This is a genomic window from Nocardia sp. NPDC058244, from assembly GCF_042882065.1.
GTDB lineage: Bacteria > Actinomycetota > Actinomycetes > Mycobacteriales > Mycobacteriaceae > Nocardia.
This window is the reverse complement of sequence record NZ_JBHVWX010000018.1, coordinates 33686-58255: the sequence shown is the minus strand read 5'-3', so window position 1 is coordinate 58255 and position 24570 is coordinate 33686. Positions and strand designations below refer to the sequence as shown.

Here is a 24570-nt window from a genome sequence, read left to right as displayed (position 1 = left end):
CCGCCGCTGCTACGGTCGGAACATGGGCTCCAAGAACGACATTCAGCACCGGATCGTGACCACGTTCCAGCGGCCGCTCAACGTGGTCGCGCGGCGGCTGCCCGGCCAGCAGCTGCTCGAGACCACCGGCCGGGTGAGCGGGCAGCCGCGGACCACACCGATCGGCGGGCGCCGGGTCGGTGACCAGTTCTGGCTGGTCTCCGAATTCGGCGAGCGCTCGCAGTATGTCCGCAACATCCTGGCCGACAACCGGGTCCGGGTGCGGCTGCGTGGGCACTGGCACAACGGCGTCGCCCACCTGGTGCCCGACGACGACCCGCACGCCCGGCTGCGCGAGCTGCCGCGCTACAACAGCGCCGCCGTCCGCACGGTCGGGACCGACCTGCTCACGATCCGGATCGACCTGACCGACTAGCGTTCGGCGGCCAGCCAGACCGCGCTGTTGGCGGCCATGGTGACGGTGGCCGAGGCGGGCCGTCCGTGCCAGGGGGTGTCGTCGGCGTCGACCCCGCCGAGGTTGCCGACGCCGGACCCGCCGTACTCCTGGGCGTCGGTGTTGAGGACTTCGCGCCAGACCCCGGTGTGCGGCAGGCCGATCCGGTAGTTCTCCCTGGTCGACCCGGAGAAGTTGAAGACGCAGGCGACGGCGCTGCCGTCGGCGCCCCAGCGCAGGAACGCGAAGACGTTGGCGGCGCTGTCGTCGGCCTCGATCCAGGAGTGCCCGCCGGGTGTGGTGTCCTGACTCCACAGCGCCGGGTGCGCGGTGTAGGTGCGGTTGAGATCGCCGACCATCGTCGAGATGCCCTGGTGCAGTGGGTTGTCCAGTTCCTGCCAGTCCAGGCCGCGATCGTTGTCCCACTCGCGGAACTGGCCGAACTCCTGGCCCATGAACAGCAGTTGCTTGCCGGGGTGCGCCCACATGTAGGCCAGCAGGGCGCGCACGCCGCTCGCTTTGGCGAAGTCGTCGCCGGGCATCCTGGTCCACAGCGTGCCCTTGCCGTGCACGACCTCGTCGTGGCTGATCGGCAGCACGTAGTTCTCGCTCCACGCGTAGACCAGGGAGAACGTCATCTCGTTGTGGTGCCAGGACCGGTGGATCGGGTCGCGGCCCAGGTAGCCGAGGGTGTCGTGCATCCAGCCCATGTTCCACTTCATGGTGAAGCCGAGGCCGCCGACATCGGTGCCGCGGGTGACGCCGGGCCAGGTGGTCGACTCCTCGGCGACGGTGACGACGCCGGGGTACGCGCGATGGACGGTGTCGTTGAGTTCCTGGAGGAAGTCGACGGCCTCCAGGTTCTCCCTGCCGCCGTAGACATTCGGCTCCCAGCCGCCGTCGGGCCGCGAGTAGTCCAGGTAGAGCATGGAGGCCACCGCGTCGACGCGCAGGCCGTCGATGTGGAACTCCTCGATCCAGAAGGCGGCATTGGCGACCAGGAAGTTGCGCACCTCGTTGCGGCCGAAGTCGAAAACGTAGGTGCCCCAGTCGAGTTGCTCGCCCCGGCGCGGGTCGGGGTGCTCGTAGAGCGGGGTGCCGTCGAAGCGGGCCAGCGCCCATTCGTCGCGCGGGAAGTGCGCGGGCACCCAGTCGAGCAGCACGCCGATGCCCGCGTTGTGCAGGTGGTCGACGAAGTAGCGGAAGTCGTCGGGGCCGCCGAAGCGGGAGGTGGGGGCGTAGTAGGAGGTGACCTGGTAGCCCCAGGACCCGCCGAACGGGTGCTCGGCGACCGGCAGCAGTTCGACGTGGGTGAACCCGGTCGCGCGCACGTATTCGGCCAGCTGTTCGGCCAGGGCGCGATAGCCGAGGCCGGGGCGCCACGAGCCGAGGTGCACCTCGTAGACGCTCATGGGGGAGCGGACGGCGTCGGCGGCGGCCCGGCGGTCCAGCCACGCGCTGTCGGTCCACACGTGGTCGGCGCGGCTGACCACCGAGGCGGTCGCGGGCGGGACCTCGGTCGCGAAGGCCAGCGGGTCGGCGTGATCGACGACGCGGCCGTCCGCGCCGTGCACCCGGTACTTGTAGCGCGTGCCCGGCCCGACACCGGGCACGAACACCTCCCACACCCCGGACGACCCCAGCGCGCGCATCGGCGCGGAGTTGCCGCTCCAGTGGTCGAAATCGCCGAAGACGGTGACGCCGCGCGCATTCGGCGCCCACACCGCGAACGAGGTGCCGTCGACATCGCCGTCGAGGGTGGTGTAGTGCCGTGGGTGCGCGCCGAGCACCTCCCACAGCCGGGTGTGCCTGCCCTCGCCGATGAGGTGCAGGTCGAACTCGCCGACAGTGGGCAGGAAGCGGTAGCCGTCGGCGGTGACCACCGTCTGGCCGCCGGGGTAGGCGGTGCGCACGCGGTAGTCGTCGACCTGCGGATACGGCAGGACGGCGGCGAACACGCCGTGCCCCAGCGACTTCAGCGGATGCTCGGTGGTGCCGACCAGCACGGTCACCGACTCGGCGTGCGGGCGCAGCACCCGGATCGCGGTGCCGTCCGGCTGCGGGTGCGCGCCGAGGACGGTGTGCGGGTCGGGGTGGGTGCCCGCCGCCAGCAGCATCAGGTCGCGGCGTTTCATCAGAACGTCCGGCGGTAGGCCAGGGGGGCGCGCGCGGCGGCGGGCACGGCGGGCAGCGCGAGGATGTGGGCGGGGGCCCGCGCCGGGTCGAGGCGCACGAAATTGCGCTGGCCCCAGTGGTATTCCTCGCCGGTGATCTCGTCGAACACCACCGGGTGGTCGTGCCATTCGCGGCCGATCGCGGGCAGGTCGAGCGAGATGTGGCCCTGCTCGGCGCCGTAGGGGTTGAGGTTGACGATCACCAGCACCGCGTCGCCGGAGGCCGGATCGATCTTGGAGTAGGCCAGCAGCGCGTCGTTGTCGATCTCGTGGAAGTGGATGCAGCGCAGCTGCTGCAACGCGGGATGGGCGCGGCGGATCTCGTTGAGCCTGGTCAACCACGGTTCCAGGGACTCGCCGCGGGCCAGCGCGCCGGTGAAGTCGCGCGGGCGCAGCTCGTACTTCTCCGAGTCCAGGTATTCCTCGCTGCCCGCGCGCACGGCCTCGTGTTCGAACAGCTCGTAGCCGGAGTACACGCCCCAGGTGGGGGCGAGGGTCGCGGCGAGGACCGCGCGCAGGGCGAACATGCCGGGACCGCCGTGCTGCAGGCTCTCGTGCAGGATGTCGGGGGTGTTCACGAACAGGTTCGGCCTGGCCTCGTCGGCCTTGGCCGCGAGTTCGGTGCCGAATTCGGCCAGCTCCCACTTGAAGACGCGCCAGGTGAAATAGGTGTAGGACTGGCTGAATCCGCGCCGCGCCAGACCGTAGAGCCGGGCCGGGCGGGTGAACGCCTCGGACAGGAAGATCACGTCGGGGTCGGTGCGGCGCACCTGCGCGATCAGCCACTCCCAGAAGTCGGCGGGCTTGGTGTGCGGGTTGTCCACGCGGAAGATGGTGACGCCGAGGGCGATCCAGTGCCGGACCACCCGCAGCACCTCGGCATAGAGGCCGTCGGGGTCGTTGTCGAAGTTGACCGGATAGATGTCCTGGTACTTCTTCGGCGGGTTCTCCGCGAAGGCGATGGTGCCGTCGGGCAGGGTGGTGAACCACTCCGGATGCGCCTGGACCCACGGGTGGTCGGGGGCGCACTGCAGGGCCAGGTCGATCGCGACCTCGAGGCCGAGACCTGTTGCGGTGGCGACGAAGTCGACGAAATCGGCCTCGGTGCCCAGCAGCGGGTTGGTGGCGTCGTGGCCGCCGTCGGCCGAGCCGATCGCCCACGGTGAACCGACGTCACCCGGCTCGGTGGTGAGCGCGTTGTTGCGGCCCTTGCGGTTGATCTCGCCGACCGGGTGGATCGGCGGCAGGTAGACGACGTCGAAGCCCATGCCCGCGATGCGGGGGAGTTCGCGCGCTGCGGTCGCGAAGGTGCCGTGCACCGGATGGCCGTCGGCGTCACGGCCACCGGTCGAGCGCGGGAAGAACTCGTACCAGGACCCGACCAGCGCGCGCCTGCGTTCGACCAGCACCGAATGCTGGGCGCCACGGGTGACCATCTCGCGCAGCGGGGTCGCGCGCAGGATCTCGGCGACCTCCTCGCTGAACGCCGGGGCGACCCTGGCAGGCAGTTGCTCGTCGCCGCGCAGCGCGGTGGCGGCGGCGCGCAACCGTTCGAACTGCTTCTTGGGCACCGCCTGGGCGGCCCGCTCGAACAGGGTGGCGCCGATCTCGAGATCGTTGGCCAGGTCGAGGGCGGTCTGGCCGACCGCGAGTTTGGCCTCCACGGCCGAGCGCCAGGTCGCGATCGGATCGCTCCAGCCCTCGACCCGGAAGGTCCACACGCCGGGGGTGTGCGGGGTGAACAGGCCGTTGAAGACGTCGGGCTCGTAATCGGGGGTCATCCGCAGGCGGGTGATCCGCGACGAGCCGGGCGCGCGCACCGCCAGCGTCGCCGCCACGGCGTCGTGCCCCTCGCGCCACACCACGGCGCGGACGGGAAACACCTCGCCGACGGCGGCCTTGGCCGGGCGGCCGCCGGGGATGGACGGGGCGATGTCATCTATGGCAATCCGGCCGGTCACCTGGCCAACCTACTGCATTTCCGGCGACCGAGCTGTGCGCCTCGCAAGCCACGGATCGCGTGAGTACATGGGTAACTCCCCGACCATCTCCGACCCGTGACGCGCTCGACGCGAGACCGACTGCCAATCGCCGAGCTACCGGACGACCCGCAAAATTCACGGGGAGGCGGAATGAGCCAGGCCCAAGCCCAGGGCGACCAAGATCGCGGCCAGGGTCCGTTCCACGCGTTGGCGGATGGCGGCGCGGCGCAGCCAGGCACCCGCCCGATCGGCGGCCAGGACGACCGCGACGCACCAGGCGCCGTCCAGGATCACCTGGATGGTGCCCAGGATCAGCAGGGTGGGCAGCACCGGTCCTTCGGTCGGCAGGAACTGCGGCAGGATCGTGATGCCGAAGACCGCGGCCTTGGGGTTGGCGGCGATCGAGACGAGGGACGCGCGGAAGGCGGCGGCGGGGGTGTTGCCGCCGGGGAGTTTCGCCGTCAGGGCGGCGCCGAAATCGTCGTCGGCGCCGCGGGCGTGGCGCCACGCCTGAGCACCGAGCCAGATCAGCACCGCCGCGCCGACGACGTGCATCGCCGTGTTCAGCCACCGGTTCGCCGCCAGCAGGATCGACAGCCCCGTGCCGCCGGCGAGCGTCCAGCCGAGAACGCCGATCTCGTTGCCCGCGACCGCGGCCAGCCCCGCGCGTCGGCCGTCGCGCACCGAGCGCTGCAGGAACAGCGCGGTCGCCGGGCCCGGCAGGGCGGCCAGGATCAGCGAGGCGAGCAGGAATTCGGGCAGGACATCGACCCAGTGCGGCATCGCTGCATGGTGACATGGGTTCGGCGGTGGCTGCCAGCGGTTTTGTGGTGGTCAGGTGGTGCGCAGTCCCGCGAGGAGCTTGACCAGGGCGGTGATGGTGTCGGGGAGCGCGCCGGGGTCGGCGGTGGTGGCGAGCCAGAGGGCGGCCTCGTTCATCGCGCCGGAGAGCAGCTGGGTGAGGGGAGCGATCGGCTGGGGCGCCAAGATACCCGCGTCGACCAGGGATGCCAGGGCCTCGTGCAGGTGCCGGGCCGAGTTGGCCTCGTCCAGGGCGCGCCATTCGTGCCAGCCGAGCACGGCGGGTCCGTCGATCAGCATGATCCGCTGGACCAGGGGATCGGCGCTGGCCCGGAGGAACGCGGCGCATCCGGTGGTCAGCTGGGCCCACGGATCGGGCTCGGCGTCGGCGGCCGCGGCGACCTGCTCGCCGACCTCCTGCTGCACCTGGGTGAGCACCGCGCGGAACAGCTCGGCCTTGCTGTCGAAGTGGTGGTAGAGCGCGCCCTTGGTGACCCCCGACGCCGACACGATCTCCGACAGGCCAACGGCCGCATAGCCTTTCGCGGCGAACAGCCGCCTGCTCTGCGTCACCAGCACCCGTCGCGTCTCCTCGCGCTGTCGTGCCCGCGCCGTGGCTGTCATCCGCCGTCCTCCCATTGACCTACCGGTGGTATGTGAACTAGCCTACGACACATACCATCGGTATGTGAAAGGAAAAGTCATGGCACTGAGCAGCTTCTACCCGGTTCTGGCCACCTCCCGGATCGCGGAGTCCCGCGACTTCTACACGCGCTGGTTCGGCTTCGAGATCACCTTCGAGGCCGACTGGTACGTCAGCCTTCGCCGCCCCGCCCGCGACGCCGAGCCCGCCTACGAACTGGCCCTGCTCGATCCCACCCACCCCACCATCCCCGAGGGCTACGGCAAGCCGGTCCAGGGCCTGGTCCTGAACTTCGAGGTCGACGATGTCGACGCCGAATGGCACCGCCTGGTCGAAACCGGCGGCCTGCACCCCGAACTCGCCCTCCGCACCGAGGACTTCGGCCAGCGCCACTTCATCGTCAGCGACCCCGCGGGCGTCCTGATCGACGTCATCACGGAGGTCCCACCCACCCCCGAGTTCGCCGCCCAGTTCACCGGGTAGAACCGGCTGGATCGCCGACGCTCGGGCTCCCGAACAGCATCCGGGCGCGACACTCGGTACTCTTTGGCGGGTGAAGGCACTTCGTCGGTTCACTGTCCGTGCCCATCTGCCGGAGCGGCTCACCGCGCTGGGCGAGTTGTCGACGAACCTGCGGTGGTCGTGGCACGGCCCGACGCAGGATCTGTTCGCCGACCTCGACCCGGAGCTGTGGCGCGCGGTCGGCCAGGACCCGGTCCGGATGCTGGGCGAGGTGCCCGCCGAGCGGCTCGACGCGCTCGCCGCCGATGCCGCGTATGTCGCCCGGGTGGACGCGGCCGCCGAGGGGCTGCGCGACTATCTGGCGCGGCCCCGCTGGTTCCAGCAGCAGACCGGGACGAATGTCGCCGGGATCGCCTACTTCTCGATGGAGTTCGGTGTCACCGAGGTGCTGCCGAACTACTCGGGTGGGCTGGGCATCCTGGCCGGTGACCATCTCAAGGCCGCCTCCGATCTGGGTCTGCCGCTGATCGGCGTCGGGCTGCTGTACCGCTCCGGGTATTTCCGGCAGTCGCTGTCGGCCGACGGCTGGCAGATGGAGCACTACCCGGCGCTGGACCCGCAGGGTCTGCCGTTGCGGCTGCTCACCAGCGAAGGCTCGCCGGTGCTGATCCATGTCGGCATGCCGGAGGGCCGGGTGCTGCGGGCACGGGTGTGGATCGCCCAGGTGGGCCGGATCCCGCTGCTGCTGCTCGATTCCGATATCGCCGAGAACGATCCGGAGTTGCGCGCGGTCACCGACCGGCTCTACGGCGGCGATCAGGACCACCGGATCAAGCAGGAGATCCTGGCCGGGATCGGTGGGGTCCGCGCGGTGCGGGCCTACACCCGCGCCAACGGGCTGCCCGATCCCGATGTGTTCCATATGAACGAGGGCCACGCCGGCTTCCTCGGGGTGGAGCGGATCCGGGAATTCATCGCGGGCGGACTGGATTTCGACACCGCGCTGGCCGCGGTCCGGGCAGGCACCGTGTTCACCACGCACACCCCGGTGCCCGCGGGCATCGACCGGTTCCCGATGCCGCTGGTGCGCCGTTACTTCGGTGGCGCGCACGGCGAGTCCGAATCCGCGCTGCTGCCGGGGCTGTCGGTCGACCGGATCCTGGCGTTCGGCCGGGAATCCGATCCCTCCGTGTTCAACATGGCGCACATGGGTCTGCGCATGGCCCAGCGCGCCAACGGTGTCTCGAAACTGCACGGCGAGGTCAGCCGGGACATGTTCGCCGGGCTGTGGCCGGGCTTCGACGCGGCCGAGGTGCCGATCGGTTCGGTCACCAACGGCGTGCACGCGCCGACCTGGGCGGCCAGGGAGTGGATCGACAAGGCGCGCGAGCTGGTCGGCCCGGAGCTGGTCGAGGAGGCGCGCGGCTGGGAGAAGCTCAGCGATGTCGATCTCGGGCAGCTGTGGTCGACGCGCAACACCCTGCGCGGCGTCCTGATCGAAGAGGTGCGCCGCAGGCTGCGCGAGTCGTGGCATCAGCGCGGCGCGGCCGACGCGGAACTGGGCTGGATCGACGAGGTCTTCGACCCCTCGGTGCTCACCGTCGGGTTCGCCCGGCGCGTGCCCACCTACAAGCGGCTGACCCTGATGCTGCGCGACCCCGAGCGGCTGCGCGCGCTGCTGCTCGATCCCGAGCGGCCGGTGCAGCTGGTGGTCGCGGGCAAGAGCCATCCCGCCGACGACGGCGGCAAGGCGCTGATCCAGCAGGTCGTGCGCTTCGCCGACGATCCGGCGGTGCGGCACCGCATCGTCTTCCTGCCCGACTACGACATGTCGATGGCGCGCTATCTCTACTGGGGTTGCGATGTGTGGCTGAACAATCCGCTGCGCCCGCTCGAGGCGTGCGGCACCTCCGGCATGAAGTCCGCGCTCAACGGCGGCCTCAACCTGTCCATCCGGGACGGCTGGTGGGACGAGATGTTCGACGGCGAGAACGGCTGGGCGATCCCCACCGCCGACGGCGTGCGCGACGAGCACCGCCGCGACGATCTCGAGGCCGCGGCGCTCTACGAGCTCGTCGAGCGCACGGTCGCCCCGCGCTTCTACGACCGCGACGCCGCGGGCGTGCCGGTGCGCTGGACCGAGATGGTGCGCCACACCCTGCAGACCACCAGCCCGAAGGTGCTGGCCTCGCGGATGGTTCGCGATTACGCCGAGCAGTACTACGGCCCGGCGGCCGCCGCGTTCGGCCGGGCCGCCGCCGACGGATTCGCCGGCGCGGCGCAGGTCGCGGAGTACCGCAAGCGGGTCGACGCGGCCTGGTCGTCGGTGCGGGTGGCGCAGGTCGACAGCTCCGGCCTGCCCGACACCCCGGTGATCGGGGCGAAGCTGTCGCTGGAGGCGCGCGTCGAACTCGGCGGGCTGGCGCCCTCGGATGTCGTGGTGCAGGCGGTGCTCGGCCGGGTCTCGCCGGCCGACGACCTGTCCGACACCACCACCATCGAGATGACGCACACCGGGACCGACGAGGGTGTGGAGCTGTATGCCGTGCAGTCGCCGGTGCCGCTGTCGGGCGCCGTCGGCTACACCGTGCGTGTGCTGCCCCACAACGCGCTGCTCGCGTCGGATGCCGAACTGGGGCTGGTGGCCGTCGCGGGGGCGTGACCTGCGTCGTGACACGGATGCCGGGTTCTTCGATTCAGTGAACTTTCCGCTACCGTTCCTGGGCATCCTTCTTCTTTGAAATTCGGACTGGAGTGTCATGGCCAGCGATGTCGTAACCCGCGCCCGACGGCGCATCGACGGATACTTCGGTGTCACGTCGAGCGGGTCCTCCTTCCGGCGCGAGGCGATGGCGGGCACGATCACGTTCCTGGCGATGTCCTATGTGCTGGCGGTGAATCCGTCGATCCTCGGTGACGAGGGCGCCCTGGGCGACAAGGGCATTCCGATGCAGGCCGTGTTCACCGCGACGGCGGTGGCCGCGATCTTCGGCACCCTGGTCATGGGCATCTGGGCGCGGTATCCGATCGCGCTCGCGCCCGGCATGGGTCTCAACGCGTTCTTCGCGTACACGGTCGTGCTGAGCATGGGCATTCCGTGGCAGGTCGCCTTGTCGGGCACCCTGCTGTCGGGCATCATCTTCTTCATCCTGGCGATCACCAAGATCCGGGAACGAATCCTCAATGCCATTCCGCTGCAGATGAAGTTCGCGGTGGGCGCGGGCATCGGTCTGTTCGTCGCGTTCCTCGGGCTGAAGAACGCGGGCATCGTGGTCAACAGCGACGCGACCTTGGTCACGCTCGGCGACTTCACCAAGGGCACCACGTTGCTCGCCCTGTTCGGTCTGGTCGTCACGGTGGTCTTCCTGGTGATCGGCTGGCACGGCGCGGTGCTCTACGGCATCGTCGCGACCACGGTCCTGGGCATGGTCACCGGCCTGGTCGGCATCCCGGACGGGATCGCCGAGCTGCCCAAGGGCCTGGATCAGACCTTCGGCCAGGCGATCATCCATCTGCCCGACGCGTTCACCGGGCAGATGATCGTGGTGGTGCTCACCATGCTGTTCGTCGACTTCTTCGACGCCTCGGGCACCCTGATCGGTGTCGCCAACCAGGCGGGCCTGCTCAACAAGGACGGCACGCTGGCACGGGCGCGCAGCGCGATGGCCGCCGACTCGGTCGGTACGACGGCGGGCGCGATCATCGGTACCTCCACCACCACCGCGTATGTGGAATCGACCGCCGGTGTGTCGGCGGGCGGCCGGACCGGTGTCACCGCGATCACCACGGCGGGCTGGTTCGTGATCGCGATGTTCTGCTACCCGATCTTCTCGGTGATCGCCGGGTCGGCCGAGGTGACGGCGCCCGCGTTGATCGTGGTCGGCGTCTTGATGGCGCGCTCGCTGGGCGAGATCGACTGGCAGCACCTCGAATACTCCGTGCCCGCGTTCCTGACCGTGATCATGATGCCGCTGACCTATTCGATCGCCAACGGACTGGCGATGGGCATGATCTTCTACCCGGTGGTGATGGTCGCCCGGGGCCGGGTCAAGGAAGTCCATCCGGCCATGTGGGTGTTGATGGTGTTGTTCCTGGGGTACTTCTTCTTCCTCGTCGAGTAGGTGAACTCACCATAGGTATGCCTATACTTAGGCTAGCCTAGCCAAGCTTGAAGGAGAGTTACCTATGAAGCGCTCGCTCGTTGCCGCGTCGATGGCCGTCGCCACCATCTTCGCGCCGGTCACCGCGGCTGTCGTCGCCACCGCTCCCGCCGCGATCGCCGCCCCGGCGACCCCGTCGGCCGGTGAGCTGCAGGGCAAGCTGCAGGCGGCCATGAACGGCTCCTCGGCCGAACTCGAGTCGGGCAACGCCGGTAGCCTCACCGTCGTTCGCGACACCGTCAACCGGATCCCGGGCTACAGCTGGGACGTCTCGGGCCCGGTCACCGTCGACGGTGACACCCTCTCGGCGACCCTGAACAGCCGCCTCGGCGACTACGCCTTCCCGATCCCGGTGACCTGGAAGAACATCGGCGGCACCTGGAAGCTGTCGCAGGAATCGGAGAGCACCCTGGTCAGCTACGCGACCATGGCGTGGTGAACTGAGTCTTCGCGCAGAGGCCGCCCTTCGGGGCGGCCTTTCTTTTTTGTGTGAGCAGGGTCACGGAAGTGCCGGGGGCGGCGGGAAATAGTCGCGCCGGACCCGGGGTTGTGACCGGACGAGGCAATCGGACCGTGGTCCGGTTGTGGGCATGTATCGAATCGCAGATGAGGAAACGATGACCGACACCGCTACCCGCACCACTCCCGCTACTTCCCCCTCCACCGCCGACGAGGTCACCGCCGCCGGCATCGGCCTGCTGGTGCTGCGCGTGGGCTTCGGTGGCCTGATGGCCGCCTACGGCGCGCAGAAACTGTTCGGCTGGTTCAACGGCATGGGGTGGCAGACCACCACCGACAGCTTCGAGGCGATGGGCTACAACCCCGGCGTGCTCTTCGGCACGCTCGCCGGACTCAGCGAGCTGGTCGGCGGCCTGCTGCTGGTATTCGGTCTGTTCACGCCGCTGGCCGCCGCCATCGTGCTCGGCACCATGATCAACGCGATCAATGTGCTCTGGGCCGGTGGCCTGTTCCCGGCCGACCCGTCGGTGACCGGCTACTCGACCCCGCTGGTCTACGCCATCGCCGCCGCCGGCCTGGCCTTCACCGGCCCGGGCCGCTTCTCGCTCGACGCGGGCCGTCCGTGGGCGCGCCAGGGTGTCGTCTGGGGCGGCGCGGCCGTGGCCGTCGCCGTGGTCGCCGCGGTGCTGACGCTGATCCTGAAGGCCGCGCTCTGAGCTGAGCGGCGTTCGTCCGCGGCGGCGCGGTGACCGGTATCCGGTTGCCGCGCCGCCGCTTTCGTTGCCGGTGTGCGACGTTTCGTCATCGGCCGTATGCCCGTGGTTCCACGCAGTGCCCGCGCCTGTCGCCGGTAGCGGTTACCCTCGGCGACGGCGCTTGTCGAAGCGGCGCCACGCACCGTCCGCGCATCGAAGAGGAGAGCTGCGATGAAGGCTTACGACCTGGGTTTCGGGGATTCGGCGGACAAACTGGCGGAGACGCCCGGCGGTGAGCCGCTGACGCTCGACACGCCGGTGCGCTCCGGGTGGATCGGCAGCGACGGGCCCGCGATCGATCCGGCGAGCTGGCCGCGCGGGCCGGTCACCGGACTGCCGATGATGCACGCGCTCACCCTGCGACTGCCCGTCGACTATCAGCGCCGCGGGCCGAAATACCCGGCCATCGCCTTCTTCCAGGGTGAGGGGCAGTTCGCCGACGCGACCGACCCGATCGTGGCCGACGCGGCCGCCGACGATCCGGTCGCCCGCGAGCTGGTCTCGACCCGGCTGCACTCGCAGCTACAGCTCCTGCACGACGAGATCGGCGGTGTCTTCGCGCTGGTCTGGCTGACCGAAGCGGAATTCGCCGCGGGCCCGGTCGCGCCGCCCGCCGACGTGCGCCTGCCCGGCTCGCCGGTCGCGAGCGACGAGGGCTGCAACGCCTGGGACGACGTGCACCCCACCATCGGCGTCTGGCTGGCCGAGCGCGTCGCCGACCCCAATGTCGGTATCCCGCCGGTCGAATACGTCCCGAACTCGCGCTACCAGGACCCGCTCACCGAGGACTCCGGCTGGAACCCCTGGGCCGAGCCGCTGTTCGGCCGCTCCCACCTGGGCGGCACCGCGTTCCCCGTCCAGGCGCTCCCTGAGGGCCTGACCCCGTTCTACCTGGAGATCGAGGAGGTCTCCGGGATGAACTTCGGCGGCGGCAACGCCCAGCTCGACCTGGAGTCGGGCGTTTTCGACTGGGCCTGCGGGTAGCGCTCAGTCCACCATGGCCGGGCGGTCGTCGTCGGGGTGCGCCCCGCCGGCGACGCGCGGCGGCCGGATCGCGCGGGAGAGTTCTTGCGCGGCAGGGGGATCGATGACGGTCGGCTCGATCGGCTCGGGGCGTCGGCGCGGCGGCGTCGAGCGGACCAGGCGGAACACCCCGATCAGCACGATCAGGTAGACGACCACGTAGATGTTCATCATCACCTGCGCGCCCGGCCACCACGGCGGCAGCAGGAAGGTGCCGACACTGACCCAGGTGGGGGTGTAGGTGTAGGTCCACGCCGCGATGGCGAGGTACAGCGCGCCCGCCGCGACCCACCAGCGGCCGCGGGTCTGGGCGCGATGGATCAGATAGACCGTCAGCGGGACGAACCAGACCCAGTGGTGCCCCCACGAATACGGCGAGACCGCGCAGGCGGTGAGCCCACCGAGGGTCACCGACAGCAATGGTTCGTCGCGGCGCACCAGCTCGGCCGCGAGCCACAGGGCGAGCAGCGCGATCGGGACGGCGATCAGCAGCCACAACCAGACCGGGGCGGGCCCGTGCACGAGGTGGGCGACGGCGCCGCGCAGCGACTGATTGGCGGGGTGGACATCCGGGGCGATGCGACCGGACTGGAAGAAGGTCGAGGTCCAGTACTGGTACGAATCGCTCGGCAGGACCAGGGCGGTCAGGCCGATCGTCGCGGCGAAGGTCAGCGCGGCGGTGGCCGCGGCGCGCCACTGCCGTTGCGCCAGATACTGGGCCACGAAGAACAGCGGGGTCAGCTTGATACCCGCCGCGATGCCGACGCCGAGACCGCGCAGCCTGCTGTGCTCGGCGCGGGAGAAGTCCCACAGCACCAGCAGCATGAGCCACAGATTGATCTGCCCGTAGTAGAGCGTGGTGCGCACCGGCTCGGCGAAGACGAACGCCAGCGTGATCAGCGCGCTGACCACGGCCAGGCGCGGCGTCACCCGGTAGCCGAGCATCCGCCAGCTCTGCAGCACGCAGGCGAACAGCACGGCGAGGTTGAGGACCAGCCAGGTCGTGGTGACGGCCGACCACGGCACCAGCACCAGCGGCAGGAACGCCAGCGCCGAGAACGGCGTGTAGGTGTAGAGGAGTCCGTAGTGCGTCGGCTCGATGTAGAGCGCCCGATCGTGCAGCACCCGCCAGCCGCCGTCGCGGTAGATGTGGACGTCGAGGCCGCCGACGAGGATGCCGCCGCTGTCCATCCACGGATCCATGGTGGTGAACAGCAGAGTCACGCCGAGGACGGCGGTACCGAGTAGCAGGAGGAGCGTCGAGACCGTGCGCGGGAGCTCCGCGCGTCGAGATTTCTCCACCACTGCCGTACTACCGGCCGGCTCGCATCGTATGCACGACTAAGAACCTACCGCCCGCCCGTCGGAGTGGCGTGGTGTGGCCCGCCGTTGGTAGGCGATCCCTATGAAACTGGTTCGGCCTGGCGGCGCACCGAACTCGGAAAGGGCCGGTCACGCGGCCGGTTGCAGGACCAGCATGGTGTCGGCGCCGTGATGGAATTCGTAACGGGTCTTGCGCAGCGCGGTGGGGACGCCCTTGTCGTGGAGTTCGGTGCGCAGCCCGGCGATGAGGTCGTCCAGTGGTGCGCCGGTGTAGTCGAGCAGGGGATAGAGCCGGGCCTCGCCCTCGGTGACGCGGGACAGTTCGAGCAGGGCGGACAGGTGGAATTCGGCGTCGAGGCGGTCGGCGTAGCTGAACAGCAGGTGTGAGCTCAGCGACAGATCGAAGGATTTGTCGGGGAACGGGAGTTCGGGCAGGCTCGCGGCGATGTAGCGGTCGGGCGCGGCGCGCAGATCGGCGGCGAAGCGCCGGGCCGCGCCGCGCCGGATCGCGGCATGGCCGTCGGGGGAGCCGTACCAGTCCCAGCGGTAGCGGTGGGCGTTGGCGGCGGCCCAGGCCACGGCGCGGTCGTTCTCGGTGACGGCGTCGACGGCCAGGTCGGTGGTCGGACGGGCATAGATCGGATCGATCGCGGTGACCGTGGCCCCCAGGGCGGTGGCCTCGGCCGCGAAACTCGCTGCGCCGCCGGGGCAATCGAGCACCCTGCGGCCGGTGAGATCGTCGTCGGACAGGTGAAACATCGCGCGGTACTCGGCCAAAGATCTTGCACTGACCAGAAATTCGCCGAGTACCTCGCCATCGGCGTGGTGCTTCATCACCCAACGTTCTCACGAGTTGCGTTCGCCCGGCGGTGAATTCACGGGTGTGGTCATGCCGATTGCAAGACCGGGTGTAAATGTCCCTCAGCTCACGCGGACGCGGTGAGCCTGCGCAGCGCCTTCGCGACCACCTCGGGGTCGGTGGTCTCCCAGTACGGCGGCAGCGAAGCGCGCAGGTAGCCGCCGTAGCGGGCGGTGGCCAGCCGCGAATCGAGGATCGCGACGACGCCGCGATCGTCGACGCTGCGCAACAGCCTGCCGGTGCCCTGGGCCAGCAGCAGCGCCGCGTGATTGGCCGCCACCGTCATGAAGCCGTTGCCGCCGCGCGATTCCACCGCCCGCTGGCGGGCGGTGAGCAGCGGGTCGTCGGGGCGGGGGAACGGAATGCGGTCCAGGATCACCAGACTCAGCGACGGGCCGGGCACGTCGACGCCCTGCCACAGGGTGAGCGTGCCGAACAGCGACGTGGCCGGGTCGTCGGCGAACTTGCGCACCAGCGCGCCCATCGAGTCGTCGCCCTGGCACAGCACCGGGGTGTCGAGCCGCTCGCGCAGCGCCTCGGTGGCGGCCTTGGCGGCGCGCATCGAGGAGAACAGGCCGAGCGTGCGCCCGCCCGCGGAGGTGATGAGCTGCTCGATCTCGTCGAGATAGGCGGGGGCCAGGCCGTCGCGGCCCGGCGCCGGCAGGTGCTTGGCGACGTAGAGGATGCCGGACTTCGCGTGATCGAACGGCGAACCGACATCGAGGGAACTCCACCGCACCGACTCCAGGTCGGCGGGCGCGGTGGCGCCGTTGGCCAGTGCCGGGTCGACCTTGCCGCCGGACTGCGAGGGCAGGCCCCAGGTGATCGCGAGCCCGTCGAACGAGCCGCCGATCTGCAGGGTGGCCGAGGTGAGCACGACGGTCGCGGTGCCGAACAGCCTGCTGCGCAGCAGGCCGCCCACCGACAGCGGCGCCATCCGCAGGGTGCGGCGGGCGACGCCGCGGATCTCGTCGGCCGAGAGCCAGATGACATCGCGCCGCGCGGCCGGATCGGCCTCCTCGAAGGCGGTCAGGGTGCGCACCGCCGCGTCGTGCACGTCGTCGATGGCGGCCACGGCCATCGTGCGGGCGGCGGCGTTGTCGGGATCGTCGGTGGCCTTCACGCTGCCCGTCGGGGCCAGGGCGGTGCGCGCGTTCCAGGCGGCGTCGCGGACCAGCGCGAGGACGGGTGCGATGCCGTCGGGCAGCTGGTCCCAGCGGCCGGGCGGCATGTCCTCGAGCGCTTCGTGGAATGCCTCGGCGGCGCCCTCGAGCCGGTCGACCTCGCGTTCGTCGATGAGCTTGGTGCAGCGGCGGGCCGCGGCGCTGATCGCGGTCGCGGCGAGTTCGGCGGTGGCGACGCCGGTGACCCGGTCGACCAGTTCGTGCGCCTCGTCGATCACCACGACATCGTGTTCGGGCAGCACCTGGATGCCGCTGATCGCGTCGATGGCCAGCAGCGCGTGGTTGGTCACCACCACGTCGGCCTGGGCCGATTCGGCGCGCGCCTTCTCGGCGAAGCAGTCCTGGCCGAACTGGCAGCGGGTCTTGCCGAGGCATTCGCGCGAGGACACGCTGACCTGACGCCAGGCCCGGTCGCTCACGCCGGGGGCGATCTCGTCGCGGTCGCCGGTCTCGGTGTCCGACGCCCACTCGTTGAGCCGCTGCACCTCGCGGCCCAGCTTGGAGATGGCGAAGGCGTCGAACAGTTCCGCCTCGCCGCCGGTGTCCTCGGGGATCACGCTGTTGATCTTGTTCAGGCACAGATAGTTGTTGCGGCCCTTGAGGATCGCGAACTGCGGCACCCGGCCCAACGGCTTGCTCAGCGCGTCGGCCAGGCGCGGCAGGTCGCGGTCGACGAGCTGGCGTTGCAGGGCGATCGTCGCGGTGGAGACCACCACGGTGCGCCCGGTCCGCACCGCGTGCCGCAGGCTCGGCACCAGATAGGCCAGCGATTTACCGGTGCCGGTGCCCGCCTGCACCGCCAGGTGCTCCTTGGTGTCGATCGCGTGGTCGACCGCCGTCGCCATGGTGGTCTGGCCGGTGCGTTCCTTGCCTCCCAGGGCATGCACGGCGGTGGCGAGCAGGTCGGCGACGGGCGGCAGTTCGGGCACGCAGGCAGCTTATCCGCCCCCTCGGACAAGTCCGATCGGCCGACGGCGAGCCCCGGTCAGGACTCGCGGACGAAGTCGTCGAGGTTGGCGCGGATGTAGTCGAGGACGCGCTGTTCGAAGTCGGCGGGTTCGTTGATGTCGTAGATCTCGTCGGGGTCGTCGGCGCGGGCGCCGTCGGGGCGGCGGATCTGGCCGGGGTTGGCCAGGGTCTGGTGTTCGTCGTCGAAGAAGCGGTCGAGGGCGTCGTCGGGGGAGCTGGGGGAGGCGTCGCGGGCGGCCAGGATCGCGGCGGCGGCCAGGCGCGGCATGCCCGCGGCGCGCAAACCACGGGTGGCCCAGGGGAGTTCGCCGCGCCGGGTGCGCAGGTAGCCGCTGAAGCCGGTGTCCAGGACGCTGGTGTGCAGGCTCGACAGGGCCAGCAGGTGGGCGAAGGCGGGCGGGAGTTCGGCGAAGGCGCCGACGCCGCGACGCTGGAGGTCGTCGGTGACGGGGTTGGACCAGAAGACGATGTCGGCGGCGTCGTGGATGGAGTCGATCTCGGCCAGCGCCGTCGTCAATCGGGCGCGCGCCTGCGCCGGGAATCGGTAGTCCATGGGGGCAGGCTAGCCGTGTCCCACCCGCTCGCCGCGAGCGGTCACGCGGCCGCCCGCGCCGGGAGCCGGTTGCGCCGAGGACCGGGTCAGGCGGGGATTTCGCCCGACAACTCGACGCCTGCTTCGCGCAGCGTGGTCAGCGCGGCGGCGACCGTCGCCGGGGCGACGCCCGCGGTGAGGTCGAGCAGGATGCGGGTGCCGAAGCCGGCGGCGCGGGCGTCGAGGGCGGTGGCGCGGACGCAGTGGTCGGTGGCGATGCCGACGACGTCGACGGTGTCGATCGAGCGGGCGCGCAGCCAGTCGGCCAGGGTGGTGCCGTCGGCAGCCGCGCCTTCGAAGCCGGAGTAGGCGGCCGAGTACTCGCCCTTGGAGAAGATCTCCGCGATAGAGCCGGTATCCAGGGCGGGATGGAAGTCCGCGCCGGGCGTGCCGACCCGGCAGTGCGGCGGCCAGGTGTCGACGTAGTCGGGTTCGGTGGAGAAATGTGGACCGGGATCGACGTGATAGTCCCTGGTCGCGACCACCGCGTCGTAGTCGGCGCCCGCGACGAACTCGCTGATCGCCGCCGCCACCGCGGCACCACCCGCGACGGCGAGCGAGCCGCCCTCGCAGAAGTCGTTCTGTACGTCGACGATCACCAGACCGCGTGCCATGCCGTCCTCCACATCTCCGTCGGTCCGAACTCGCGCGACCGGTCGCGTCACGCCGGTCTCCGACGACATCATTGTCCGCTGCCTGTGCCGGTGCGGCCACTCGGCCGAGCGTGTGCTCAGCCCAGGAAGGTCGTCGGTACCGCGGGCTCGCCCGCCGACAACTTGAGCCCCTCCCACGGCAGGCTGACCAGCCCGCGCGCGACCAGCTCCCGGCTCTGCGCCAGTGTCGCGACACCATCGACCACGGCGCCCTTGCGGACCAGCGGCACCAGCAGCTCCCTGGCCTGGAAACCGTTGGTGGCCGGTGCTTCTCCGTCGGCGGGGTAGACGATCTCCTCGACGATCGTGCCGGTCGCGCGGGCCAGCCGGACCGCCTTCTTGGTGCCACCACGCGACTGCTTGTGACTGCTGCGCTTGGCCACCGGGATGCCGTCGACCTCGACCAGCTTGTAGACCATGCCCGCGGTCGGCGCGCCGGAGCCGGTGACCAGCGAGGTGCCGACGCCGTAGACGTCGACCGGTTCGGCGCGCAGGGCCGCGATCGCGTACTCGTCGAGATCGCCGGAGACCACGATGCGGGTGCCGGTGGCGCCGAGCCCGTCGAGCTGGTCGCGGACCTGCCTGGCCAGCACGCCGAGATCACCGGAGTCGATCCGCACGCCGCCCAGCTCGGGACCGGCCACCTCGATCGCCGTCGCCACGCCCCTGGTGATGTCGAAGGTGTCGACGAGCAGGGTGGTGCCGACGCCGAGCGCGTCGATCTGGCTGCGGAACGCGGCCGCCTCGTGCTCGCCGTCGGCGCCGCTGTGCAGCAGCGTGAATGCGTGCGCGCTGGTGCCCGCGCCCGGCACGCCGAAGCCGCGCACGGCTTCCAGGTTGGAGGTGGCGTCGAAACCGGCCAGGTAGGCGGCGCGCGAACTCGACGGCGCGGCCAGTTCGTGGGTGCGCCGCGAGCCCATCTCGATCATCCGCCTGCCCGCCGCCGCGCTCACCATGCGCGCGGCCGCCGAGGCGATGGCGCTGTCGTGATTGAGGATCGACAGGGCCAGCGTCTCCAGCAGCACACATTCGGCGAAACTGCCGCGCACGGACAGGATCGGCGAGCCGGGGAAATACAGCTCGCCCTCGGCGTAGCCGTCGATATCGCCGGTGAAGCGATATTCCCGCAACCAGTCGACGGTGGCCGGGTCGAGGAACCGGGCGACCACGTCGAGTTCGGCGGGACCGAACCGGAAGTGGGTCAGCGCGTCGAGCAGCCGCCCGGTACCGGCCACCACGCCGTAGCGGCGACCGTGCGGCAAGCGCCTGGCGAACACCTCGAAGGTGCACTGCCGATGCGCCGAGCCGTCGGCCAGGGCGGCGGCGAGCATGGTCAGCTCGTACTGATCGGTCAGCAGCGCGGTGCTGGCGAACTCGTCACGGATCTGCACACCGGAAACTGTAGTCACCGCGGGTGTTGTTTCTGTGTGGCCGCGTCGTACCCTGGGATTTATGGCCGTGTGCAATTCCGTTCGAGCCGGCGCCGTCACCAGCGCCGTGAACGCCGCACTGTCAGCGGCACAGGCGACGCCGGAAGCGGTCGAGCAGACCGAGATCCTCGAGGCCGAGGACCGGCCCTGGGTCACCGTGGTCTGGGACGACCCGGTGAACCTCATGCACTACGTCACCTACATCTTCCAGAAGCTCTTCGGCTACAGCAAAGCCAAGGCGACCGAGTTGATGTTGCAGGTGCACAACGAGGGCAAGGCGGTCGTGTCCTCCGGATCACGCGACAAGATGGAGCAGGACGTCCGCCGATTGCACGCGGCGGGACTCTGGGCAACCATGCAGCGAGACGACTGAGTACCGTGTAACCCTGTGCGCAAGTGGAGCAGGAAGAACTCACTGAGTGGCCTGAAGCTTCGATCCGAGATGGACGAGCACGAGGCCACCGTTCTGCGCTCCCTGGTCGGGGCCGTGTCCGGCTTGCTCAGCGACCGCGCGGCCGAGGCGCCCGAGGACGAACTCGCCGCGCTGACCGGCCTGCGCACCGGCAACTCCACCCCGCCCGACGATCCGCAGCTGCTGCGCCTGCTGCCCGATTTCCACCGCGCCGAACCCGGGTCGCCCGACGCCAAGCGCGCCGACCTCAACTCCGCCCTGCGCAGCCTGCACGAGCCCGAGATCATCGACGCGAAACTGGCCGCGGGCCGGGTCGTGCTGGACAGCTGCCCCGAGGTGGGCGGCAAGATCGTGCTCACCCCCGAGCAGGCCGACGCCTGGCTGGCCGCGCTCACCGATGTCCGCCTGGCGCTGGGCACCCTGCTCGACATCGACGACGACACGCCCGAACACTTCGATCCGAGTGATCCGCGCGCGCCGCACCTGGACGTCTACCACTGGCTGACCTGGATGCAGGACTCGCTGTTGCAGGCGCTCGCGCCCTGATTTCCGCGCGTTAGGGTCGGGGGCATGAGCGGTGTTCCCGGTCCACGCAACGCGATCACCGATGTGTCCGGCGTGCTGGTCGGCCATCATCAGGTCCTCGACGACGACGTCACCCTCGGCACCGGCGCGGCGACCGGCTGCACCGTGGTGCGCGTGCCCGGCGGCGCGACCGCCGCGGTGGACGTGCGCGGCGGCGGGCCCGGCACCAGGGAGACCGACCTGCTCGATCCGGGCAATACCGTCCGGCAGCTGAACGCGGTCCTGCTCGCGGGTGGCAGCGCGTACGGGCTGGCCGCCGCCGACGGCGTGATGCGCTGGTCGGAGGAACACGGCGAGGGCATCCCGATGGACCCCACCGATCCGGGCCGGGTGGTGCCGATCGTGCCCGGCGCGGTGATCTTCGACCTGCCGGTGGGGGCGTGGCACATCCGGCCCGACGCCGACTTCGGTTTCCTGGCGGCCGAGGCGGCCGCGGGGGAGTTCGCGCGCGGTACCGCCGGTGCCGGGGTCGGGGCGCGGGCCGGGGCGCTCAAGGGCGGAATCGGTTCGGCGAGTGTGGTTCTCGCCGACGGGCCGGGCGCCGGGGTCACGGTGGGTGCGGTGATCGTCGCCAATCCGGTCGGCTCGGTGGTCGATCCGCGCACCGGTCTGCCGTGGGGCGCCGGCACCGACGGGCCCGACTTCTTCGGGTTGCGGCCCGGCACCGCGGCCGAGATCGCCGCGCTCGCCGCCCTGCCGGTGAAGGGCACCGTGCTCAACACGACCATCGGCGTCGTCGCCACCGACGCCGCGCTCGATCCGATCGCCTGCCTCAGACTGGCCACCACCGCGCACGACGGGCTCGCCCGCGCGATCCGCCCGGTGCATTCCCCGCTCGACGGCGACACCTTGTTCGCCCTGTCCACCGGCACGATCGAAGTGCCGCCGATCCCGCTGCCCGGCGCCTTCCCCGGCGATCTGCTGCTGCTCGACCAGCTGTGCACGGCCGCGGCCGTGGTGGTGGAGCGGGCCGTCGTCGACGCCGTGCTCAGCGCGACCTCGATCGCCGGGATCCCGGCCTACCACGATCTGTTCCCGCGCTGACTCCCCGCAGGTAGGGACCGGGATGCGCGCGGCGCGGAATAGCCGAATAGGGTGGGTCGTTGTCGAGGTGGTGCTCGACAGCACGCAGGCAGGTTTGTGGAAAGGGTCGAGGAAGTGCTGGTGATCAGGGCCGATCTCGTGGACGCGATGGTGGCGCACGCGCGCGCCGACCACCCCGACGAGGCCTGCGGCATCATCGCCGGACCCGAGGGCGGCGACCGGCCAGAGCGCTTCGTCGCCATGGTCAACGCCGAGCGCTCGCCCACGTTCTACCGTTTCGACTCCGGTGAGCAGCTGAAGGTCTGGCGCGCGATGGACGACGCCGACGAGACGCCCGTGGTGATCTACCACTCGCACACCGCCACCGAGGCCTACCCCAGCCGCACCGACATCTCCTACGCCTCCGAGCCGTTCGCGCACTACGTGCTGATCTCCACCCGCGATCCGGAGCAGCACGAACTGCGCAGCTACCGCATCGTCGACGGCGAGGTCACCGAAGAGCCCGTGCGGATCGTCGCCTCCTACGACGCCTGAACCCACCGAAACGAAGTCACACCCGAGGAGTCCCCATGCCGGTAACCGTGTCCATTCCGACCATCATGCGAGGTCTCACCGGAGGCGAGAAGCGCGTCCAGGGTGAGGGCGCGACCCTGTCGGCCCTGATCGACAACCTCGAGGCCAACCACCCCGGTCTGGCGGAGCGGCTGCTCAAGGACGGCAAGCTCAACCGCTACGTCAACATCTACGTCGACGACGAGGACGTGCGGTTCGCCGGCGGGCTCGACGCCGAGGTGCCCGCGGACGCGTCGGTCACCATCCTGCCGGCCGTCGCCGGCGGCGCGCGCTGACGTGGCCCGCTACGAATCGCTCATCGCGACTCTCGGCAACACCCCGCTCGTCGGACTGAAGACGCTGTCCCCGCAGTGGGACGGCGACGATCACGTCCGCCTCTGGGCCAAGCTCGAGGACCGCAATCCCACCGGGTCGATCAAGGACCGGCCCGCGCTGCGGATGATCGAGCAGGCCGAGGCCGACGGCAAGCTCACCCCCGGCTGCACGATCCTGGAGCCGACCAGCGGCAACACCGGGATCTCGCTGGCCATGGCGGCCAAGCTCAAGGGCTACCGGATCGTCTGCGTGATGCCGGAGAACACCTCGGTCGAGCGGCGTCAGCTGCTCACCATGTTCGGCGCCGAGATCATCGATTCGCCGGCCGCCGGTGGGTCGAACCAGGCCGTGGCCATGGCCAAGGAGATCGCCGCGCAGAATCCGGACTGGGTGATGCTCTACCAGTACGGCAACCCGGCCAACGCGCTCGCGCACTACGAGACGACCGGCCCGGAACTGCTCGCCGACCTGCCCGAGATCACGCACTTCGTCGCCGGGCTCGGCACCACCGGCACCCTGATGGGCACCGGGCGGTTCCTGCGCGAGAAGGTGCCCGGCATCGAGATCGTCGCCGCCGAGCCGCGCTACGGCGAGCTGGTGTACGGCCTGCGCAACATCGACGAGGGGTTCATCCCCGAGCTGTACGACGAGACGGTGCTGACCACCCGGTTCTCCGTCGGCCCGTACGACGCGGTGAAGCGCACCCGCGAGCTCGTCGGCGAGGAGGGCATCTTCGCCGGCATCTCCACCGGCGCGATCCTGCACGCCGCGCTCGGCGTGGCGAAGAAGGCGCAGAAGGCGGGCAAGCGCGCCGATATCGCGTTCGTCGTCGCCGACGGCGGCTGGAAGTACCTGTCCACCGGCGCCTACGACGGCACCCTGGACGAGGCAGAGGAACGCCTCGACGGCCAGCTCTGGGCCTGACGGCTCGGTACCCTGTGGAGAGTGGGCCCGGTGGCGGCCCGGCCTGAGCGGAGGCGATGTCGGTGAGCGGTGGCGGAGGAATCGGAGCCTCGTTCGATCCGGATCGGATCGCCGGGTTGCAGGGGCGGCCCGGCGCGACCCCGCCCGCCCGGCGCGAAGGCGTCCGGGCGTGGACGCGCGCGGCGGTCGTGATCGTCGCGTTCGTCGGGTCGCTGTACGTGATCGAGGGCGTCGACGCGGTGCTCTCGGCCGACCGGCCGAGTGGCGCGCCCGGTCAGCTCGACGCGGGCGGGATCGAGCCGCGCGAGCTCGACGGCCTCGACGGCATCCTGTGGGCGCCGTTGCTGCACGGTGGCTGGGATCACCTGATGGCCAACACCCTGCCGCTGCTCATCCTCGGCTTCCTGGTGCTGCTGTCCGGGATCGGGCGTGGCATCGCGGCCACCGCGATCATCTGGGTGGTCGCCGGGGTCGGCACCTGGCTGACCGGCTCGGCGGGCAGCGTGCACGTCGGCGCGTCGTCGCTGGTGTTCGGCTGGCTGACCTACCTGATCTGCCGCGGGTGGTTCGCCCGCAATGTGGGGCAGATCGTGCTCGGCGTGGTGATCTTCGCGCTGTACGGCTCGATGTTGTGGGGCGTGCTGCCCAGCGACCCCCTAATTTCTTGGCAGGGACATCTTTTCGGGGCGGTGGGTGGAGTCCTCGCGGGCTGGGTACTCTCTGGTGATGAACGTCGACGCCGCCGTGGAGCATCGGTCGGCCGCGCAGTACCTACGCGGTAGCCGGGGATCCGGTCTGGAAAATGGGGGGATCCT

The 24570-nt window shown here is 70.4% G+C and carries 24 protein-coding genes; 14 read left to right on the top strand and 10 right to left on the bottom strand.

Annotation, left to right across the window (positions count from 1 at the left end; all coding sequences use genetic code 11):
- The first annotated feature begins 22 nt into the window (after positions 1–22).
- The gene (locus ACFVW6_RS34745) at positions 23–415 is read left to right on the top strand and encodes a nitroreductase/quinone reductase family protein (protein WP_378833716.1); all 393 of its coding nucleotides are present in this window, start codon (positions 23–25) and stop codon (positions 413–415) included.
- Here ACFVW6_RS34745 and glgB read toward each other — a convergent pair.
- From glgB to ACFVW6_RS34725, 4 genes are all read right to left on the bottom strand, one after another.
- Entirely contained in the window at positions 412–2568 is a 2157-nt protein-coding gene (gene glgB / locus ACFVW6_RS34740) for a 1,4-alpha-glucan branching protein GlgB (RefSeq protein ID WP_378833713.1), read from the bottom strand. The two genes, ACFVW6_RS34745 and glgB, sit on opposite strands and share 4 nt — an antisense overlap.
- The gene (locus ACFVW6_RS34735; protein ID WP_378833711.1) at positions 2568–4568 is read right to left on the bottom strand and encodes a maltotransferase domain-containing protein; all 2001 of its coding nucleotides are present in this window, start codon (positions 4566–4568) and stop codon (positions 2568–2570) included. The genes glgB and ACFVW6_RS34735 overlap by 1 nt, the downstream gene beginning before the upstream one ends.
- A gap of 156 nt (positions 4569–4724) precedes the next feature.
- Entirely contained in the window at positions 4725–5372 is a 648-nt protein-coding gene (locus tag ACFVW6_RS34730; protein WP_378833708.1) for a LysE family translocator, read from the bottom strand.
- 51 nt (positions 5373–5423) lie between these two features.
- The gene (locus ACFVW6_RS34725; protein WP_378833706.1) at positions 5424–6014 is read right to left on the bottom strand and encodes a TetR/AcrR family transcriptional regulator; all 591 of its coding nucleotides are present in this window, start codon (positions 6012–6014) and stop codon (positions 5424–5426) included.
- A 79-nt stretch (positions 6015–6093) separates the two neighbouring features.
- On the opposite strand from ACFVW6_RS34725, the gene ACFVW6_RS34720 reads away from it, so the two are divergent.
- From ACFVW6_RS34720 to ACFVW6_RS34695, 6 genes are all read left to right on the top strand, one after another.
- A complete protein-coding gene (locus tag ACFVW6_RS34720; RefSeq protein ID WP_378833703.1) occupies positions 6094–6516 on the top strand; it encodes a VOC family protein in 423 nt (140 codons plus the stop codon).
- A gap of 70 nt (positions 6517–6586) precedes the next feature.
- Entirely contained in the window at positions 6587–9157 is a 2571-nt protein-coding gene (gene glgP, locus ACFVW6_RS34715) for an alpha-glucan family phosphorylase (RefSeq protein ID WP_378833701.1), read from the top strand.
- A 97-nt stretch (positions 9158–9254) separates the two neighbouring features.
- Positions 9255–10616 carry an NCS2 family permease gene (locus ACFVW6_RS34710; protein ID WP_378833699.1) on the top strand — a complete coding sequence of 454 codons (1362 nt, stop codon included), beginning with the start codon at positions 9255–9257 and terminating at the stop codon, positions 10614–10616.
- Positions 10617–10680: 64 nt separating this feature from the next.
- Positions 10681–11094: a hypothetical protein gene (locus ACFVW6_RS34705; RefSeq protein ID WP_355284221.1), complete on the top strand. Its 414-nt coding sequence runs from the start codon at positions 10681–10683 to the stop codon at positions 11092–11094.
- A 178-nt stretch (positions 11095–11272) separates the two neighbouring features.
- Positions 11273–11830, top strand: coding sequence for a DoxX family protein (locus ACFVW6_RS34700; protein WP_378833695.1), 558 nt, complete (start codon positions 11273–11275; stop codon positions 11828–11830).
- Positions 11831–12040: 210 nt separating this feature from the next.
- Complete coding sequence (locus tag ACFVW6_RS34695; protein WP_357350936.1) at positions 12041–12853, top strand: hypothetical protein; 813 nt, start codon at positions 12041–12043, stop codon at positions 12851–12853.
- A gap of 3 nt (positions 12854–12856) precedes the next feature.
- On the opposite strand, the gene ACFVW6_RS34690 is transcribed toward ACFVW6_RS34695, so the two are convergent.
- From ACFVW6_RS34690 to ACFVW6_RS34665, 6 genes are all read right to left on the bottom strand, one after another.
- Positions 12857–14194 carry a glycosyltransferase 87 family protein gene (locus ACFVW6_RS34690; RefSeq protein ID WP_378833693.1) on the bottom strand — a complete coding sequence of 446 codons (1338 nt, stop codon included), beginning with the start codon at positions 14192–14194 and terminating at the stop codon, positions 12857–12859.
- 150 nt (positions 14195–14344) lie between these two features.
- Complete coding sequence (locus ACFVW6_RS34685; RefSeq protein WP_355284209.1) at positions 14345–14974, bottom strand: methyltransferase domain-containing protein; 630 nt, start codon at positions 14972–14974, stop codon at positions 14345–14347.
- Positions 14975–15141: 167 nt separating this feature from the next.
- The gene (locus ACFVW6_RS34680; RefSeq protein ID WP_355284207.1) at positions 15142–17187 is read right to left on the bottom strand and encodes an ATP-dependent DNA helicase; all 2046 of its coding nucleotides are present in this window, start codon (positions 17185–17187) and stop codon (positions 15142–15144) included.
- Positions 17188–17243: 56 nt separating this feature from the next.
- Entirely contained in the window at positions 17244–17780 is a 537-nt protein-coding gene (locus tag ACFVW6_RS34675; RefSeq protein ID WP_355284205.1) for a hypothetical protein, read from the bottom strand.
- Positions 17781–17866: 86 nt separating this feature from the next.
- Positions 17867–18433 (bottom strand): isochorismatase family protein, encoded by a 567-nt coding sequence (locus ACFVW6_RS34670; protein WP_378833689.1) that lies wholly within the window; start codon positions 18431–18433, stop codon positions 17867–17869.
- A gap of 116 nt (positions 18434–18549) precedes the next feature.
- Positions 18550–19863: a nicotinate phosphoribosyltransferase gene (locus ACFVW6_RS34665; protein WP_378833687.1), complete on the bottom strand. Its 1314-nt coding sequence runs from the start codon at positions 19861–19863 to the stop codon at positions 18550–18552.
- Positions 19864–19924: 61 nt separating this feature from the next.
- Here ACFVW6_RS34665 and clpS point away from each other — a divergent pair, with 61 nt between their 5' ends.
- From clpS to ACFVW6_RS34630, 7 genes are all read left to right on the top strand, one after another.
- Entirely contained in the window at positions 19925–20275 is a 351-nt protein-coding gene (clpS, locus tag ACFVW6_RS34660) for an ATP-dependent Clp protease adapter ClpS (RefSeq protein ID WP_378833685.1), read from the top strand.
- 15 nt (positions 20276–20290) lie between these two features.
- The gene (locus tag ACFVW6_RS34655) at positions 20291–20860 is read left to right on the top strand and encodes a DUF2017 domain-containing protein (RefSeq protein ID WP_355284194.1); all 570 of its coding nucleotides are present in this window, start codon (positions 20291–20293) and stop codon (positions 20858–20860) included.
- Between the two features lie 24 nt (positions 20861–20884).
- The gene (locus tag ACFVW6_RS34650) at positions 20885–21943 is read left to right on the top strand and encodes a P1 family peptidase (protein WP_378833682.1); all 1059 of its coding nucleotides are present in this window, start codon (positions 20885–20887) and stop codon (positions 21941–21943) included.
- Between the two features lie 114 nt (positions 21944–22057).
- Entirely contained in the window at positions 22058–22477 is a 420-nt protein-coding gene (locus ACFVW6_RS34645; protein ID WP_355284262.1) for a M67 family metallopeptidase, read from the top strand.
- A 35-nt stretch (positions 22478–22512) separates the two neighbouring features.
- Positions 22513–22791, top strand: coding sequence for a MoaD/ThiS family protein (locus tag ACFVW6_RS34640; RefSeq protein WP_355284190.1), 279 nt, complete (start codon positions 22513–22515; stop codon positions 22789–22791).
- Position 22792: 1 nt separating this feature from the next.
- Entirely contained in the window at positions 22793–23755 is a 963-nt protein-coding gene (locus ACFVW6_RS34635) for a cysteine synthase (RefSeq protein WP_355284187.1), read from the top strand.
- Between the two features lie 56 nt (positions 23756–23811).
- On the top strand, positions 23812–24537 hold the full coding sequence (locus ACFVW6_RS34630) for a rhomboid family intramembrane serine protease (RefSeq protein ID WP_355284184.1): 726 nt from the start codon (positions 23812–23814) through the stop codon (positions 24535–24537).
- The last annotated feature ends 33 nt before the right edge of the window (positions 24538–24570 follow it).

What these genes read in the sequence shown, in the direction of transcription:
- clpS (WP_378833685.1), top strand. Translation starts at nt 19,925, where the DNA reads ATGGCCGTGTGCAATTCCGTTCGAGCCGGCGCCGTCACCAGCGCCGTG.
- ACFVW6_RS34705 (WP_355284221.1), top strand. Translation starts at nt 10,681, where the DNA reads ATGAAGCGCTCGCTCGTTGCCGCGTCGATGGCCGTCGCCACCATCTTC.
- ACFVW6_RS34710 (WP_378833699.1), top strand. Translation starts at nt 9,255, where the DNA reads ATGGCCAGCGATGTCGTAACCCGCGCCCGACGGCGCATCGACGGATAC.
- ACFVW6_RS34670 (WP_378833689.1), bottom strand. Translation starts at nt 18,433, where the DNA reads ATGGCACGCGGTCTGGTGATCGTCGACGTACAGAACGACTTCTGCGAG.
- ACFVW6_RS34630 (WP_355284184.1), top strand. Translation starts at nt 23,812, where the DNA reads ATGTCGGTGAGCGGTGGCGGAGGAATCGGAGCCTCGTTCGATCCGGAT.
- ACFVW6_RS34695 (WP_357350936.1), top strand. Translation starts at nt 12,041, where the DNA reads ATGAAGGCTTACGACCTGGGTTTCGGGGATTCGGCGGACAAACTGGCG.
- ACFVW6_RS34730 (WP_378833708.1), bottom strand. Translation starts at nt 5,372, where the DNA reads ATGCCGCACTGGGTCGATGTCCTGCCCGAATTCCTGCTCGCCTCGCTG.
- ACFVW6_RS34720 (WP_378833703.1), top strand. Translation starts at nt 6,094, where the DNA reads ATGGCACTGAGCAGCTTCTACCCGGTTCTGGCCACCTCCCGGATCGCG.
- ACFVW6_RS34685 (WP_355284209.1), bottom strand. Translation starts at nt 14,974, where the DNA reads ATGTTTCACCTGTCCGACGACGATCTCACCGGCCGCAGGGTGCTCGAT.
- ACFVW6_RS34745 (WP_378833716.1), top strand. Translation starts at nt 23, where the DNA reads ATGGGCTCCAAGAACGACATTCAGCACCGGATCGTGACCACGTTCCAG.
- ACFVW6_RS34650 (WP_378833682.1), top strand. Translation starts at nt 20,885, where the DNA reads ATGAGCGGTGTTCCCGGTCCACGCAACGCGATCACCGATGTGTCCGGC.
- ACFVW6_RS34675 (WP_355284205.1), bottom strand. Translation starts at nt 17,780, where the DNA reads ATGGACTACCGATTCCCGGCGCAGGCGCGCGCCCGATTGACGACGGCG.
- ACFVW6_RS34700 (WP_378833695.1), top strand. Translation starts at nt 11,273, where the DNA reads ATGACCGACACCGCTACCCGCACCACTCCCGCTACTTCCCCCTCCACC.
- glgB (WP_378833713.1), bottom strand. Translation starts at nt 2,568, where the DNA reads ATGAAACGCCGCGACCTGATGCTGCTGGCGGCGGGCACCCACCCCGAC.
- ACFVW6_RS34725 (WP_378833706.1), bottom strand. Translation starts at nt 6,014, where the DNA reads ATGACAGCCACGGCGCGGGCACGACAGCGCGAGGAGACGCGACGGGTG.
- ACFVW6_RS34640 (WP_355284190.1), top strand. Translation starts at nt 22,513, where the DNA reads ATGCCGGTAACCGTGTCCATTCCGACCATCATGCGAGGTCTCACCGGA.